Source organism: Sporomusa sp., from assembly GCF_035561255.1.
Lineage (GTDB): Bacteria > Bacillota > Negativicutes > Sporomusales > Sporomusaceae > Sporomusa.
The window spans coordinates 1-14,118 of the sequence record NZ_DATMXX010000353.1; the positions used below are offsets into that span (position 1 = coordinate 1).

Below are 14,118 nucleotides of genomic sequence, written 5' to 3' on the forward strand. Positions count from 1 at the left end.
ATAATTACTGCTATTGAAAAACATTAGCAGGAATTATTTGGCTTAACAGTGAAGAAAATAGTTTAGATAGTAATGGGGGGATAACATGGATACTAAACTGACCCACCTTCTTAGTATAACATATCCGATTTTTCAGGGGGGCATGGCTTGGATTTCGGATGCTAAGCTAGCAGCCGCCGTTTCTGCCGCTGGCGGTGCAGGTATAATTGCAGCCGGTGGTCATGATGCGAATTATGTCAGGGATCAAATCAGACTGGCTAAACAATTGACCGATAAGCCCTTTGGCGTTAATGTTCAGCTTATGGCGGCAGATAAAGACGAAATTATTAAGGTTGTTTGTGAGGAGCGGCCTGCCTTTGTTACATTAGGGGCAGGTAATCCTGTGCCTTTTTTTGAACAGCTTACTGAGGCTGGCATAAAGAAAATTCCGGTAGTACCCAATGTCAAGCTGGCCAGACGCGTGGAGGACAGTGGTGCTGATGCGATCGTGATTGAGGGCATGGAGGCTGGCGGGCATATTGGGGTGCTTACTACCATGGCGCTGATGACACAGGTGATCCCACTCATCAATATCCCGGTGATTGTCGGCGGTGGGTTTGCAGATGGCCGTGGCCTGGCAGCCGCACTGGTGATGGGGGCTGCTGGAATTCAAATGGGGACAAGATTCTTGATTGCCGAGGAATGTGGCGTTCATCCTAATGTTAAGCAAAGACTGCTTGCTGCTGTAGATACAGATAGTGTAGTAACAGGCCTTGTTTCAGGGCATGGCGTACGTGGCATCAGAAATGGGTTTACTGATAAGTATCTCGCTATGGAACGCCGGTGTGCCCCACAGAGTGAGTTGGACAAGCTCGCTACCGGTACCAACCGGTTGGCAGCCATTGAGGGAGATATTGAGCATGGAGCGGTACTGGCCGGGCAAAGCTTACTGCCACTGCAAAGAATTGAACCGGCTGATGTTATTGTCAAAACGATAATGAGTGAAGCCTACGAAGTGTTAACAAATGCACAAAAGCTATTAAAATGAGGGTGAAAAGAGAAATTATATAGAGGGAGTGAGATAATATGAATAATGTAAGACTATCGGAGAGTGTTTACTATGTTGGTGCCGTCGATTGGAATCTCCGGGATTTTCACGGATTTACAACTCCACAGGGTGTAACCTATAACTCATATCTTATTATTGACGAAAAGGTATGTCTGATTGATACTGTCAAAGCCCCTTTCGCTCAGGAATTGTTAGACCGAATCAGCCAGATTATTGATCCTTCTAAAATTGACTATATTATAACCAACCATATTGAACCAGATCATTCGAGTGCTTTGCCAGCAGTGATGGCCAGAGCGCCACAGGCTAAAGTTTTGCTAACTGAACAAGGCCGTACTGGTATTATCAAGCATTATCAGCAAAATTATGATTTTCAGGTAGTAAAAGAGGGTGATGTGCTGGACCTTGGCCGCAATAAGCTCCAATTTGTGCCTGTGCCGATGCTGCACTGGCCGGACTCTATGATCAGTTATTTGACTGGCGAGCAAGTGTTATTTTCCAACGATGCTTTTGGGCAGCATATTTCGACAACAAAACGTTTTGATGATGAAAATAATCTCCATCAAATATTGTTTGAGGCTGAGAAGTATTATGCTAATATTCTGTTGCCTTTTGGTAAGATGGTGGTAAAAGCTGTAGCTAAGCTTAAAGAGCTGCCTATTAAAATTGTTGCTCCCAGCCATGGGGTAGTGTGGAGAAATCATATCCCGGAGATTATGGCTAAATATCAGGACTGGGGACAGGGGAAGACTACTGGAAAGATAATTATTGCTTATGATAGCATGTGGGGCAGTACAGAGCGAATGGCCCGTCAGATTCTTGAGGGTGTGGCAGCTGCCGGTGCTACCGGTAAGTTATATAAAATGTCAACAGCTGACAGAAGTGAGGTTATCAGGGATATGCTGGAGGCAGGCGGACTGTTAATCGGCTCTTCTACGCTGAACAATGGTATGTTGCCTAATATGGGAGCGTTGATGACATACCTTAAGGGACTTAGGCCGACTGGAAAAATCGGCGCAGCATTCGGCGCTTACGGCTGGGGCGGCGGCGCCCAGAATGCTATCGAAGAGATGCTAAAAAGCTCGGGGATAGCAATAGAACAACCGGGAGTATCGTTAAAGTGGGTACCTGATGATGAAGAACTGAACAAATGCTTTGAATTTGGCCGCGAGTTTGCCAATAAAGTTTTAGCAAAAAGTTAGACAAATAGGCAGTGCTATCCAGCGCTGCCTTTCTACATACTGTTGCTGTGGTGGAGCAAACTAGTACTATTAGCTAATTAGTTTAGGAGGTAGAATGCACACTATCCATCATGGTTTCTGGATCTATTTTTTTGCCAGGAAGCATCCCAAGGTGTGGCAGTTTGTTTTTGGGGCAATGTTGCCTGACTATATTTACGTAGTGCTCTTGGTTATGTTATTGTTTAAAGGCTATATAACCTGGCCTGAACTAGGCAGTCTAAGTCCCGGCGTGCTTATGAGCCTTGTGCCAATTTTCCCGTGGGTAGTAAAGATTGATTTAATTGGTCATTCGGTGCCAATTTGGTTTAGTGCGCTATTAATAAGTTTTATCCCTGGCTGCAAAAGATTCCAGGCAATCATTATTGGCTGGGGAACACACCTCCTGATAGACGCTTTAACCCATGGCGCGTTTTCTAATTCTTATTTGTATCCACTGGCTTTTTCAACTGTTGAAAGCCCAGTATCCTATTGGGAGCATAATCACTGGTTCCGGGAATATAGGCTTGTTAATGCCGTTTTGATGTCGGCAGCGGCCATATATATGATGTGTGAATGGTGGAAGAAACGGAAACGTATGAAGAAATGAGGCATAATAATGGAGATTAAAACAAAAGTATTTTTGCGTAAAGGTGCCCAGCACCGGGTCGAAAATGGCCATCCCTGGATATTTCAGAGTGAGCTTGACTATATTGAGGGTGAATTTGAGCCTGGTGATATTGTTGATGTGTTCAATTCCCGGCAGCGGTTTATTGGCAGAGGCTATATTAATCCCCGTTCGCAGATTATTATTCGTATCCTGTCGCGTCAGCAAGAACCCATCAATAGAGAGTTTTTCAAACGCCGCATTGAGACTGCCTGGCGCTATCGCCAGACCTTTTTATCGGAACCCGAGTATTGTCGGCTGGTGTATGGTGAAGCCGATTTTTTACCGGCATTAATTGTAGACAAATTTGGAAAATATATAGTTATACAGACTTTGGCACTAGGGATTGATGTTCACAAAGAGACAATTATCTCAGTTCTGGAAGAATTATTTTCGCCAGAAGGCATCTATGAACGCAATGATGTACCTGTCAGAAAACTGGAAGGCTTGGATATGCGCAAGGGGTATTTAAGGGGAGATTTCCCGACTCAAATTATTGTTAACGAGAATGGAATACCGTTTTATGCAGATGTGGATAAAGGCCAAAAAACCGGCTTTTTCTATGATCAGCGTGAGAATCGCCGTTTTTTAGAGCAAATTGTGAAAAATGCTGAGGTATTAGACTGCTTCTGCCATACTGGATCATTTGCTGTACATAGCGCACTGTATGGTGCCAAGAGCCTGCATTCAATTGATATCTCCGAAGAAGCCATTGGCCTGGCTAAGAAAAATGCTGAACTCAATGGTGTCAGTGAGCGGTGTAATTTTGAAGTGGCAAATGCCTTTGACGCTTTGCGGTCATTAACCGAAGAACACCGCCAATATGATGTGGTTATTCTTGATCCACCGGCTTTTACCAAAAGTCGTAATAGTATTGAGGGGGCCGCCAGAGGATATAAGGAGATAAACCTGCGTGGTTTGAAGCTAACGCGCCCAGGTGGTTTCCTCGTTACCTGCTCATGCTCGTATCATATTGACCGTGACCTGTTTAAAGCGATTGTTGTTGATGCCGCGCGGGATGCTAAACGGGTTATCCGGGAAGTGGAGTACAGGACGCAGGCCAAAGACCATCCGATCCTGCCGGCGGCGCCTGAAACCAATTATTTAAAATTCTTAGTACTTCAGGTTGTCGAATAAGTAGTATTCTTGAGCAATACTTATATCAGGTGAGATATTTAGAGATAATCATTATTAATTTCTCTCATAAGGCTGATTTTGCCAGATCGCGTCTGTTGCAATATAGATGAGATTAAAATACAATAAAGTCAAAAGATCAGATAAAGTCAAAGAGGGGGTGAGGGACCTGAATAATCTAGCCGATATCATTGAACAATGGATTTTGCGTGAGATGTCACACGAGCAAGATGAAATCATTATCTTGAGACGTAATGAAATGGCCGAAGAGCTTGACTGTGCGCCCTCCCAAATCAGCTATGTACTTAGTACCCGCTTTACGATTGAGCGGGGGTTTATCGTCGAATCGCGTCGCGGTTCTGGTGGTTTTGTCCGGATTGCCCGCATCCCGGTACAAACACTTGTATATCAGGATGCTGCCAATCAGATGGATGACAGCATGAGTTTGGCCGATCTAAAAGCAATTGTCACCCACCTGCGCAGCCATAATCTCATGACAAGCCGTGAAGCCGCGCTGATTTATAAATGTTTTTCGATCCTGCATGAGCGGCTTGAACCCAAAGAACGTATACCACTTTTAAAGTCACTTCTGCTGACATTAGCTACCCAGAATGAATGATGAGTACGGAGGCAAATAAAATGTTATGTGACGATTGTCAAAAAGAGCCCGCCTGTGTGCACATTACCAAAATTGTCAACCAGCAAAAGGTGGAAAAACATTTGTGTGAACAGTGTGCACACAAATCAGGAGAGATTATGGGCAAAGGGATCAATAATCTCTTTGGCAGTAAATTCTCTGTTCATGATTTTCTGAAAGAAATGTTTAATTATACCCTGACAGATACTGTACGGCAAGCACTTGAGCCTGTCTGTGCTGATTGCGGCCTTAGTTACAGCGAGTTTACCCGCAGTGGTAAGTTTGGCTGCAGTGGTTGTTATCAGGCGTTTAGCGGCCAGCTGGAACCACTTTTTAAGCGTATTCACGGTACTGCTGCCCATGCCGGTAAAACGCCTAAGCGTGGCGGTATCCGTTTTGGTGTGGAGCAGCGTATCAAACGGCTGCGGCATGAGCTGGAGCAGCATGTCAATCGTGAAGAATATGAACTTGCAGCCAAGCTCAGGGATGAGGTAAGAGCACTGGAAAAACAGCTTGCCGATCAAGATGGCGTAGGAGGAATGGCAGATGGCTAGTATATTGAAGAGTCTTCTCAACCAGCCATTGACGCCATGGTTAAGTGGTACAGGGCCGGAAGGTGATATTGTTCTTACCAGCCGGGTTCGTTTGGCCCGCAATCTGAAGTGCCAGCCCTTTCCAGGACGCGCTTCGGCTGCTATACTTGGTGAAATCATGGCTGAGTTTAAAGATGTTTCTGCAGCACTTAAGGCTGAAGACGGACATGATTACGCGTTTATTGAACTAGAGCATCTAGCGCCCTTAGACCGGTATGTGTTGGTTGAGAAGCACATCATTAGCCCTACTCATGCGGCAGAACCAGAAAACAGGGCACTTATTGTGCGCGATGACGCCGGTGTAAGTATTATGGTTAATGAAGAGGATCACCTGCGCCTGCAGTGTTTAGAATCGGGCCTCAACCTGACGGACGCTTTTAACAAAGCTAACACTGTCGATGATGTGATCGAAGCCAAGCATGATTTGGCGTTTATGGAACATATCGGTTATCTGACTGCTTGTCCGACAAATATGGGCACAGGCTTAAGAGCCTCGGTTATGGTTCATTTACCGGCGTTGGCACTCACGAAGCAGGTAGGGAGAATTATGGCTGTTGCCACCCAGTTAGGATTGGCAGTGCGCGGCTTATATGGTGAAGGTACTGAGGCCGCCGGCAATATATTTCAGATATCAAACCAGATTACTCTGGGCCGAACCGAACAGGATATTATAAATAACCTGAGCGGTGTGGTCAAACAAGTGGTTGATAAAGAGCGTACAGCCAGAAGCCTGTTGGATAATGATTCAGGAGATGCTTTGTCAGACCGGGTATGGCGGGCGTATGGTGTACTCCGCTATGCGCAGCGCATTTCCTCACAGGAGGCTTTGGCACTTTTAAGTGAAGTCCGGCTGGGGATCGATCTTGGCATCATTGATGAAGCGCCGCCAGAGGTATTCAACGAGCTTTTAGTAACAACCCGACCAAATTTCTTACAGAATTTAGTAGGGGAGACAGCTTTAAATCAGTCTGAACGCAATGCATTGCGGGCTAAATTAATTCGTCGCAAACTTAAGGGGGGTTGTAACAATGTTTAATAGATTTACTGATCGTGCGCGGAAAGTTTTAATTTTAGCGCAGCAGGAGGCAGCCAGATACGGTCATGGGTATATCGGTACAGAGCATTTGCTGTTAGGGCTATTTCGGGAAGGTGAAGGGATAGCTGCCAAGGCACTGGCTTCGCTGAACTTGGACGTAGAGTCTGTTCGGGCGCAAATAGAAAGTATACTCGGTCAGGGCCAGGATCAGAGTACTGATATTGGTTACACTCCCCGGGCCAAAAAGATCATTGAGCTGGCCATGGAAGAAGCCCTGCGTCTGGGACATAATTATGTAGGTACTGAACATATTCTCCTGGGGCTGGTGCGGGAGGGTGAAGGCATTGCTGCTCAAGTATTGTCAGGCATGGGTGTAGATGTTAATCTTATGCGTCAGCGTGTTATTGAAATGCTGGGCGGTTATTCGATGTCAGGGCAAAGTCCTCAGCCCAAGGCGCCCGGTACTGAACGGCCGGCAGGGAGTACAACACCGCTTTTAGATGAGTTTGGCCGTGACTTGAATAAGATGTCTCAGGAAGGGAAAATTGACCCGGTGATAGGCCGGGCTGCTGAAATAGAGCGGGTCATTCAAATTCTCTTACGGCGTACAAAAAATAACCCGGTGCTGATCGGTGAACCGGGTGTCGGCAAAACAGCGATTGCTGAAGGGTTAGCTAAACGAATCGTTGAGGGGCAGGTACCGGAAATACTACGCAACAAGCGTGTTGTTTCACTTAATATGGCGTCGATGGTCGCCGGGACTAAATATCGCGGTGAGTTTGAAGAACGCCTGAAAAAAGTTATGGATGAGATCCGGGAATCCGGCAAGGTTATATTATTTATTGATGAACTGCATACGCTCATTGGCGCTGGTGCCGCCGAGGGGGCCATTGATGCTGCTAATATTTTAAAGCCCTCTTTAGCCAGAGGTGAATTGCAGGTCATTGGCGCAACAACGCTCAACGAATATAAAAAATACATTGAAAAAGATGCCGCGCTTGAACGGCGCTTCCAACCCATCACAGTTGGGGAGCCCAGTGTTGAAGATGCAGTTGATATTTTGCGAGGCATCAGGGATAAATATGAGGCTTTTCACAGGGCGCAGATTACCGATGAAGCCATTGACGCGGCTGTTAAACTGTCTCACCGCTATATCTCTGACAGATTTTTGCCTGATAAGGCCATCGATTTAATGGATGAGGCCGCATCACGGGTACGCTTGCAGGCTTTTGCGGTGCCGCCTGATGTTAAAGAGATTGAGCAGCGGCTGGAACAGGCCCGGACAGAAAAAGAGGCTGCCATTGCCTCCCAGGAGTTTGAGCGGGCTGCTAAGCTGCGGGATATGGAGCAGCAAATTCGTGAAGAACTTGAGAATAAGCAGAAATCGTGGAAGCAGCGCGGCAGTGAGCGGATTGTTGTTACTGCTGAGGATATCGCTCATGTTGTGTCAACCTGGACACGTATTCCGCTCAAAAAACTGGCTGAAGAAGAGTCTGATCGGCTCTTAAAGATGGAAGATATTTTACACACCCGGGTCATTGGGCAGCATCAGGCTGTTCAGGCGGTGGCTCGTGCTGTACGGCGTGCCCGCGCTGGCCTGAAAGACCCTAAACGGCCGATTGGATCCTTCTTATTCCTGGGGCCGACTGGTGTTGGTAAAACAGAATTATCACGGGCTTTAGCTGAAGCATTATTTGGTGATGAGACAGCGATGATCCGCCTTGATATGTCCGAATACATGGAGAAGCACACCGTATCCCGCCTGGTAGGTGCGCCTCCCGGCTACGTGGGGTATGAGGAAGGCGGCCAGTTGACCGATGCTGTACGCCGTAAACCCTTCTCGGTTATTCTATTGGATGAAATTGAAAAGGCCCATTATGATGTCTTTAACATGTTGCTGCAGGTTCTGGAAGACGGACGGTTAACCGACAGCCAGGGCCGGACGGTTGATTTTAAAAACACGGTTATTATTATGACCTCTAATGTCGGGTCACAGCATTTGAAAAGGGATGCTGCCGGGCTGGGATTTTTGTCTGAAGAACGGGCTAATGCCAATGAAGGGGAAGCGGCTAAGAGCCGGGTTTTAGATGAGGTTAAACGGATATTTAGGCCGGAGTTTTTGAATCGGATTGATGAGATTATAGTATTTAGCAGCCTGACAGATGAAGATTTGAAACAAATTGTTGAGATTATGCTGCAAGAGGTAACCAAGCGGCTTACCGATGCTGACCTAAATATGGAATTGACTGATGCTGCTAAGAGTGAACTGCTAAAAGAAGGCCGTGATCACGCATTTGGTGCCCGTCCACTCCGGCGTGCCATTCAAAAAATGATTGAAGATGAGGTTTCGGAGATGATTATCCGGCAATCGGTAACAGGCGGTGATACTGTCTTTGTTGATGCCGATGACACTGGTAAATTAAAATTTGCAAAAAAGTCCTGATTAGCAGGAAACTAAGGTAACAAACGCGAAAAAGCACTCACGTTGAGTGCTTTTTTGCGTTATGATGATATGACTATATGTAGGTCGGCCTACGAGATTGGACGGTATTTAGGTGAGTAAAAAAAAAGGTACAGCATTTTTTTGTCAGGAGTGTGGCTTTGAAACCTCGAAATGGGTAGGCAGATGCCAGGGCTGTGGTGCTTGGAACACAATGGTTGAAGAACCTGTGCACAAAGAATTGACTTCAAAGCCGGGCGGCTTGTCTCTTGGGTTATCAAGCGGGCAGGATGCAATGCCTATTGCTGAGGTTGAGATCGAGGAAGCCCCCCGTTTTAGTACTGGCTCAGAGGAGTTTGACCGGGTTCTCGGATTTGGGCTTCTTCCCGGATCACTTTCGATTATCGTGGGGGATCCAGGTGTTGGAAAGTCTAGTCTGACCCTCAAGATTTGTGCTAATATTGCTAAGCAATATGGCAAGGTGTTATATGTTACTGGCGAAGAAAGTCCCAAACAGGTTAAAATGAGGGCTAACCGCCTTGACGCTATCGAAGAACATCTGTTTATTCTTAGTGAAACAAATCTTGATACTATCCAACAGCAAGCAGAGAGGTTAAACCCGGCTTTGCTGGTTATCGACTCAATTCAAACTGTTTTTAAAGCAGACATTCAGAGCGCCCCGGGGAGTATCAGCCAGGTTAGAGAATGTGCTGTTCAACTGCTGAGGCTTGCTAAGACACGGTCAATAGCTGTAATCCTTATCGGTCATGTCCTTAAAGACGGTACTCTTGCCGGACCGCGTGCCCTGGAACACATCGTTGACACTGTTCTTTATTTCGAGGGCGAGAGAAATGCACAATACAGGGTATTAAGGGCAATTAAGAATCGTTTCGGCAGTACTAATGAGATTGGGTTATTTGAGATGCGCAATGAAGGACTTATAGATGTTCCTGATGCGTCTAAGATATTCTTATCAGAACGGCCACTGGATGTACCCGGTAGTGTTGTTATCCCAACGATGGAAGGAACCAGGCCGCTTTTAGTGGAGATCCAGGCGCTTGTCAGCTCATCACCCTTTGCGCCACCGCGCCGAACCTCCGATAGTGTTGATATTAAACGAATTCAACTGCTGTTAGCCGTTTTGGAGAAGCGGGTTGGTGTTATGATCGGTGGCAGTGATGTGTTTGTAAAGGTTGCGGGTGGTATTAAGGTGGATGAACCGGCAATGGACCTGGCCTTAGTTGTTGCGCTGGTTTCAAGCTACCGGAACTGTAATACCAGTAGCGGGACTGTTGTAATCGGCGAAGTTGGTTTAGCCGGTGAAGTCCGGGCAATTACTCAGATTGAAATGCGGATTCGTGAAGCTGAACGTATGGGGTTTACGCGGGTCATTCTGCCCAAGGGTAATCTGAAGGGGCTTTCTATTAAGCCATCTATACAATTGGCTGGTGTTGGAACGGTTGTGGAGTGTTTAGAGATTGCATTAGATTAATAACAAGCTCTTGAGACAATAGCTCAAGAGCTTGTTACTTAATAGGGAAATATTGGGTTAATTTGAAATAAAATCTATTTGCTCTTGTAAATTGATGGAAAAACAATTAATATTAAAAATGTACCATATTACACCTACTTGTACTATAAATTACGTCACTATTATTCCCGGGTATGTAGCTAAGGTAATATGTCTCTTGATAGTGGATAGTCATACCGACTGAAAGGAGGCACGTGAGTTAAGCACAGATCAGGCATACCAGTCAAAGTAAATAGTGGATAGGAGGCGTATTTATGAAGCAACATCAAAAACTTCTATTAGGATTTATTTTAGGGGTTGTTGGAGGATTATTTGCCTATTATGTATTACCAGTAAAAGCTTATCCATTTATGCAGTTCATCACAGAGGTATTTACCCTTGTTGGCACGATCTTCCTCAGATTGATTTTCATGGTGGTTATTCCCCTGCTTGTTTCTGCACTAATTTTAGGTGTTTTTGAGCTGGGGGTGGGCCGTGGTTTAGGCAAAGTTGCAACCAAGTCCATTGCGTATACATTAATCTTAAGTGCATTAGCAGTAATTATTGCGATTGCCCTGACTGGAATTTTGCAGCCTGGTGCCGGTATGGATTTTGACAAAGCTGCTCTTTCTGCCAATCAATCGGTAATAGCTATTCAAAAGAATGTTCAGGCGGTGCAGGGAAAACCCTGGTACCAGTTCTTTGTGGAATTGCTGCCCCAGAATCCGCTGGATTCTGCCGTAAGAGCTTTCCAGGGAGAGATCATTGCACTGATGTTCTTTGCCCTGATATTTGGTTATGCCCTAAGTTTAACTGTTAAAGATGCTAAAACAAATCCTCTCATTCAGGTTTTGAGCACAATTTTTGATGCTTCATTGAAGGTCATAGATTTTGCTATGAAACTAGCTCCCTATGGTATCTTTGGTATCGTGTTCAACACTGCCTACAAACTGGGGGCCGGATTTCTCCAGAATGTTGCGTTCTATGCCCTTATCGTAATTGCCGGTCTTTTGATTCAACAATTTGTCGTTTATGCTTTCTTCCTGAAGACTGTGGGAAAAACCTCACCCTGGGCGTTTTTTAAAGCCTGCAAAGAGGTTTATGTCTATGCTTTTTCTACGGCATCCTCTAATGCAACCTTGCCGGTGGCCTTGGAAGTTTCTGAACAAGTACTTAAGCTTCCGCCTAAAATATCTAGATTTGTGCTCACGATCGGGGCATCTGCCAACCAAAATGGCACTGCACTGTTTGAAGGTGTTACCGTTTTATTTCTGGCACAGGTTTATGGTATCGATTTATCACTTCAAAGTCAGGTTCTTGTTGTGCTGATGTCTATTTTGGCTGGTGTTGGAACCGCTGGTGTCCCGGGTGGATCATTACCGCTGATTGTGGTATTGCTGACGCAAGTCGGTATACCTGCCGAAGGAATCGGCTTAATCCTGGGTGTTGACCGTTTCCTGGATATGTGCAGAACAACCTTAAATGTATCGGGTGATTTAGTTATTTCTAAACTAGTCAGTGCCAGTATAACTGAAGCTGAACTAGCTGATGATCAATCGTCTTCTCCTGGGATCAGTGCTTAATTTTTAAGATTATGGCTTAATATGTTCTCGCTGGCACAGAAAATAAAAGGTAAGCGATTAGGCTTAACTCTTTGATTTTCTGTGCCAGCTTTTTTTAATATCTACAGGCTGTTCGATGAAATCAGGTTGACAGTTGCCACTACCATTGGTAACATAAACGTGTAGGGTTGAAGTGTTGCAGGTTTCAGATTTTCTAGCAGGATGGCCGGAAGGTAAATGAACAGCAGCACTCTGTAGGGGTGCTTTTTTGTTTTTTGCCGCCATCATATAGATGTAGAAGGGTAGGATGGATGAAATGAGTATTCAATTGGTTATCGTGGTCCTCTATATTTTAGTATTGTTTGGTATTAGTCTCTATGTAAAGAGGAGGACTGAAAGCAGTGCCGGTTTTTTGTTTGCCGGACGCAAACTAACAACTCTGCTGGTAGCGACAAATATTGCCGGAACGGCTGTAGGAGCCGCATCGACTATTGGTGTTGCAGAAAATGCTTTTCAGTCAGGTATTGCAGCTGGCTGGTATAACGTAGCCTGGGCAGCAGGAGCCGTCTTAATGGCAATGGTTGCAGCCGGTAAGTATCGTGAGATGCAGTGCACCACGATACCGGAATTTTTTGAACGTTATTATGATAAAAAAGGCCGGGTAATTAGTGTTATAGGCCTGATTACTATTCAAATGGTCATAACATCATTGCAGTATCTCGCTGGTGGTGCGATCTTATCCTCGCTGCTTCCTGATATCTTCTCCTTTCAAGGCGGCATGGTGACGAGTGCAATTGTTTTTATTGGTACTACCATTATCGGTGGATTATGGTCTTCAGGCTTGTCAAATATTCTTAGCGTAACACTTATTTATATTGGGGTTTTGATTAGTACGGTAACTATTGTGTCTAATCAAGGCGGACTAACTGCAATTGCGGCATCTTTGCCCTCCAATATCGATTGGTTTAGTCCGCTTGGCGGCCTGGGTTTGGCTACTATTGTGGGCTGGTTTGCGGTAATGATGACGCAAACGATTACTGCCCAGGGGCCGGTCCAGGTGGCTTGTTCAGCTGTAGATGGTGCAGCAGCTAAAAAAGGATTCCTGTGGGGCGCATTACTTATTTTCCCGGTAGGCTTTTTATGTGCAATAATGGGGGTAGCCGCCCGTGCGGCATATCCGGATATTAAAGCAACCATGGCGCTTCCGCAAATGATTATGGGTTTAGACCCGGTTATCTCGGGGTTAACACTTGCTGCACTATGGGCTGCGGATGTGTCTACAGCATGTCATATCTTACTCGGTGCAGGGACACTATTCTCACAGGACATTTATAAACGTTTTATTAACCCCAATATTAGTGATCAGCGGTATACATTGGTAAATCGCTACGCAATTCTTGGATTAGGTATTGTTACTTTATGGCTGGCCTTTAATGCTGTAGGCATTGTGAAGACGCTGTTGATTGGTTTAAGTCTTACAACGGCTTTTACATTGGTCTTTTTATTTACTATATTTGTTCCAAGCCTCTGCCGGAGGAATTCAGCTTTTTATACCACGTTAGCAGGGATGCTGACCTTGTTTGTCTGGCAGGTATATCCACCGGCCCAGGTTTTTGCTCATCCGATCTATATGGAATGGCTGGTATGTCTAGTAACCTTCTTGCTTGTTGCCTTAGTTGATAAAGAACGTATTGTGCTTGATGATATAACAGTAAATGAAACCGGGGGCGGTGTGATTGGAAATGACAAGTGTTGACGTTGGTCGGGCAGCACTGGCTATGGCGATCAGTGAAGACCGTGAGGATGAACAGAACCTGAAGCAGCGTTTAAGCAGCCGTGGCATCACTGTTACTGCGGTAGATTTTGGTGGTGAGTATCTAGTATCGGTAAAGAAGATCATTGAACGGGCAATCGTTGCCGCCCAGAGGCAGGGGTTGGTCAATGCCAACCATGTGGGCGAGGGGGCTGTTGCAGGTGCGGCTCATGACGCCCTGGTACAGATTACGCCAAAAGCATCAGGGCTTAATGTAGGCGGTAAAATTGGTCTTGCCCGCTGCGGCGAGCACCTTTGTGTGGCCATTTATTTTGGTGTTGGTGTTCTTCATTTAAACGAAGTGGCTGTTGGAATGGCTCATCGCTCATTGCCTGATGTTAACTAGGTATTATAGAAATAACTCGCATGTGATAATACCATGCGAGTTATTTGTTTACTGGAGCGAAACACAGCTTGTATGAATCAAAAACCATGTTATATAATGGTAATTATAAAAGATT

At 45.5% G+C, this 14,118-nt stretch carries 12 protein-coding genes; all 12 read left to right on the plus strand.

What is annotated here, in order from left to right:
- The first annotated feature begins 85 nt into the window (after window positions 1–85).
- The 12 genes from VN379_RS20025 (at window position 86) to VN379_RS20080 (ending at window position 14,003) form a co-directional block, all read left to right on the plus strand.
- Entirely contained in the window at window positions 86–1,027 is a 942-nt protein-coding gene (locus tag VN379_RS20025) for a nitronate monooxygenase (protein WP_325537121.1), read from the plus strand.
- Window positions 1,028–1,065: 38 nt separating this feature from the next.
- Window positions 1,066–2,250 (plus strand): FprA family A-type flavoprotein, encoded by a 1,185-nt coding sequence (locus VN379_RS20030; RefSeq protein ID WP_325537123.1) that lies wholly within the window; start codon window positions 1,066–1,068, stop codon window positions 2,248–2,250.
- Window positions 2,251–2,344: 94 nt separating this feature from the next.
- Entirely contained in the window at window positions 2,345–2,875 is a 531-nt protein-coding gene (locus tag VN379_RS20035; RefSeq protein ID WP_325537125.1) for a DUF4184 family protein, read from the plus strand.
- Window positions 2,876–2,884: 9 nt separating this feature from the next.
- The gene (locus VN379_RS20040) at window positions 2,885–4,069 is read left to right on the plus strand and encodes a class I SAM-dependent rRNA methyltransferase (RefSeq protein WP_325537127.1); all 1,185 of its coding nucleotides are present in this window, start codon (window positions 2,885–2,887) and stop codon (window positions 4,067–4,069) included.
- A gap of 157 nt (window positions 4,070–4,226) precedes the next feature.
- Window positions 4,227–4,685: a CtsR family transcriptional regulator gene (locus VN379_RS20045; protein WP_325537129.1), complete on the plus strand. Its 459-nt coding sequence runs from the start codon at window positions 4,227–4,229 to the stop codon at window positions 4,683–4,685.
- Window positions 4,686–4,705: 20 nt separating this feature from the next.
- Window positions 4,706–5,257 carry a UvrB/UvrC motif-containing protein gene (locus VN379_RS20050; RefSeq protein WP_325537131.1) on the plus strand — a complete coding sequence of 184 codons (552 nt, stop codon included), beginning with the start codon at window positions 4,706–4,708 and terminating at the stop codon, window positions 5,255–5,257.
- Window positions 5,250–6,332 carry a protein arginine kinase gene (locus VN379_RS20055; RefSeq protein WP_325537133.1) on the plus strand — a complete coding sequence of 361 codons (1,083 nt, stop codon included), beginning with the start codon at window positions 5,250–5,252 and terminating at the stop codon, window positions 6,330–6,332. The genes VN379_RS20050 and VN379_RS20055 overlap by 8 nt, the downstream gene beginning before the upstream one ends.
- Complete coding sequence (locus tag VN379_RS20060; RefSeq protein ID WP_325537135.1) at window positions 6,325–8,775, plus strand: ATP-dependent Clp protease ATP-binding subunit; 2,451 nt, start codon at window positions 6,325–6,327, stop codon at window positions 8,773–8,775. The genes VN379_RS20055 and VN379_RS20060 overlap by 8 nt, the downstream gene beginning before the upstream one ends.
- Window positions 8,776–8,887: 112 nt before the next feature.
- Entirely contained in the window at window positions 8,888–10,264 is a 1,377-nt protein-coding gene (gene radA, locus VN379_RS20065) for a DNA repair protein RadA (protein ID WP_325537137.1), read from the plus strand.
- A 293-nt stretch (window positions 10,265–10,557) separates the two neighbouring features.
- On the plus strand, window positions 10,558–11,865 hold the full coding sequence (locus tag VN379_RS20070; protein WP_325537139.1) for a dicarboxylate/amino acid:cation symporter: 1,308 nt from the start codon (window positions 10,558–10,560) through the stop codon (window positions 11,863–11,865).
- A gap of 295 nt (window positions 11,866–12,160) precedes the next feature.
- A complete protein-coding gene (locus VN379_RS20075; RefSeq protein WP_325537140.1) occupies window positions 12,161–13,600 on the plus strand; it encodes a sodium:solute symporter family protein in 1,440 nt (479 codons plus the stop codon).
- Window positions 13,587–14,003, plus strand: a complete 417-nt coding sequence (locus VN379_RS20080) for a HutP family protein (protein ID WP_422663631.1) — start codon at window positions 13,587–13,589, stop codon at window positions 14,001–14,003. The genes VN379_RS20075 and VN379_RS20080 overlap by 14 nt, the downstream gene beginning before the upstream one ends.
- Window positions 14,004–14,118: the final 115 nt, after the last annotated feature.

What these genes read in the sequence shown, in the direction of transcription:
- VN379_RS20025 (WP_325537121.1), top strand. Translation starts at nt 86, where the DNA reads ATGGATACTAAACTGACCCACCTTCTTAGTATAACATATCCGATTTTT.
- VN379_RS20030 (WP_325537123.1), top strand. Translation starts at nt 1,066, where the DNA reads ATGAATAATGTAAGACTATCGGAGAGTGTTTACTATGTTGGTGCCGTC.
- VN379_RS20035 (WP_325537125.1), top strand. Translation starts at nt 2,345, where the DNA reads ATGCACACTATCCATCATGGTTTCTGGATCTATTTTTTTGCCAGGAAG.
- VN379_RS20040 (WP_325537127.1), top strand. Translation starts at nt 2,885, where the DNA reads ATGGAGATTAAAACAAAAGTATTTTTGCGTAAAGGTGCCCAGCACCGG.
- VN379_RS20050 (WP_325537131.1), top strand. Translation starts at nt 4,706, where the DNA reads ATGTTATGTGACGATTGTCAAAAAGAGCCCGCCTGTGTGCACATTACC.
- VN379_RS20055 (WP_325537133.1), top strand. Translation starts at nt 5,250, where the DNA reads ATGGCTAGTATATTGAAGAGTCTTCTCAACCAGCCATTGACGCCATGG.
- VN379_RS20060 (WP_325537135.1), top strand. Translation starts at nt 6,325, where the DNA reads ATGTTTAATAGATTTACTGATCGTGCGCGGAAAGTTTTAATTTTAGCG.
- VN379_RS20070 (WP_325537139.1), top strand. Translation starts at nt 10,558, where the DNA reads ATGAAGCAACATCAAAAACTTCTATTAGGATTTATTTTAGGGGTTGTT.
- VN379_RS20075 (WP_325537140.1), top strand. Translation starts at nt 12,161, where the DNA reads ATGAGTATTCAATTGGTTATCGTGGTCCTCTATATTTTAGTATTGTTT.
- VN379_RS20080 (WP_422663631.1), top strand. Translation starts at nt 13,587, where the DNA reads ATGACAAGTGTTGACGTTGGTCGGGCAGCACTGGCTATGGCGATCAGT.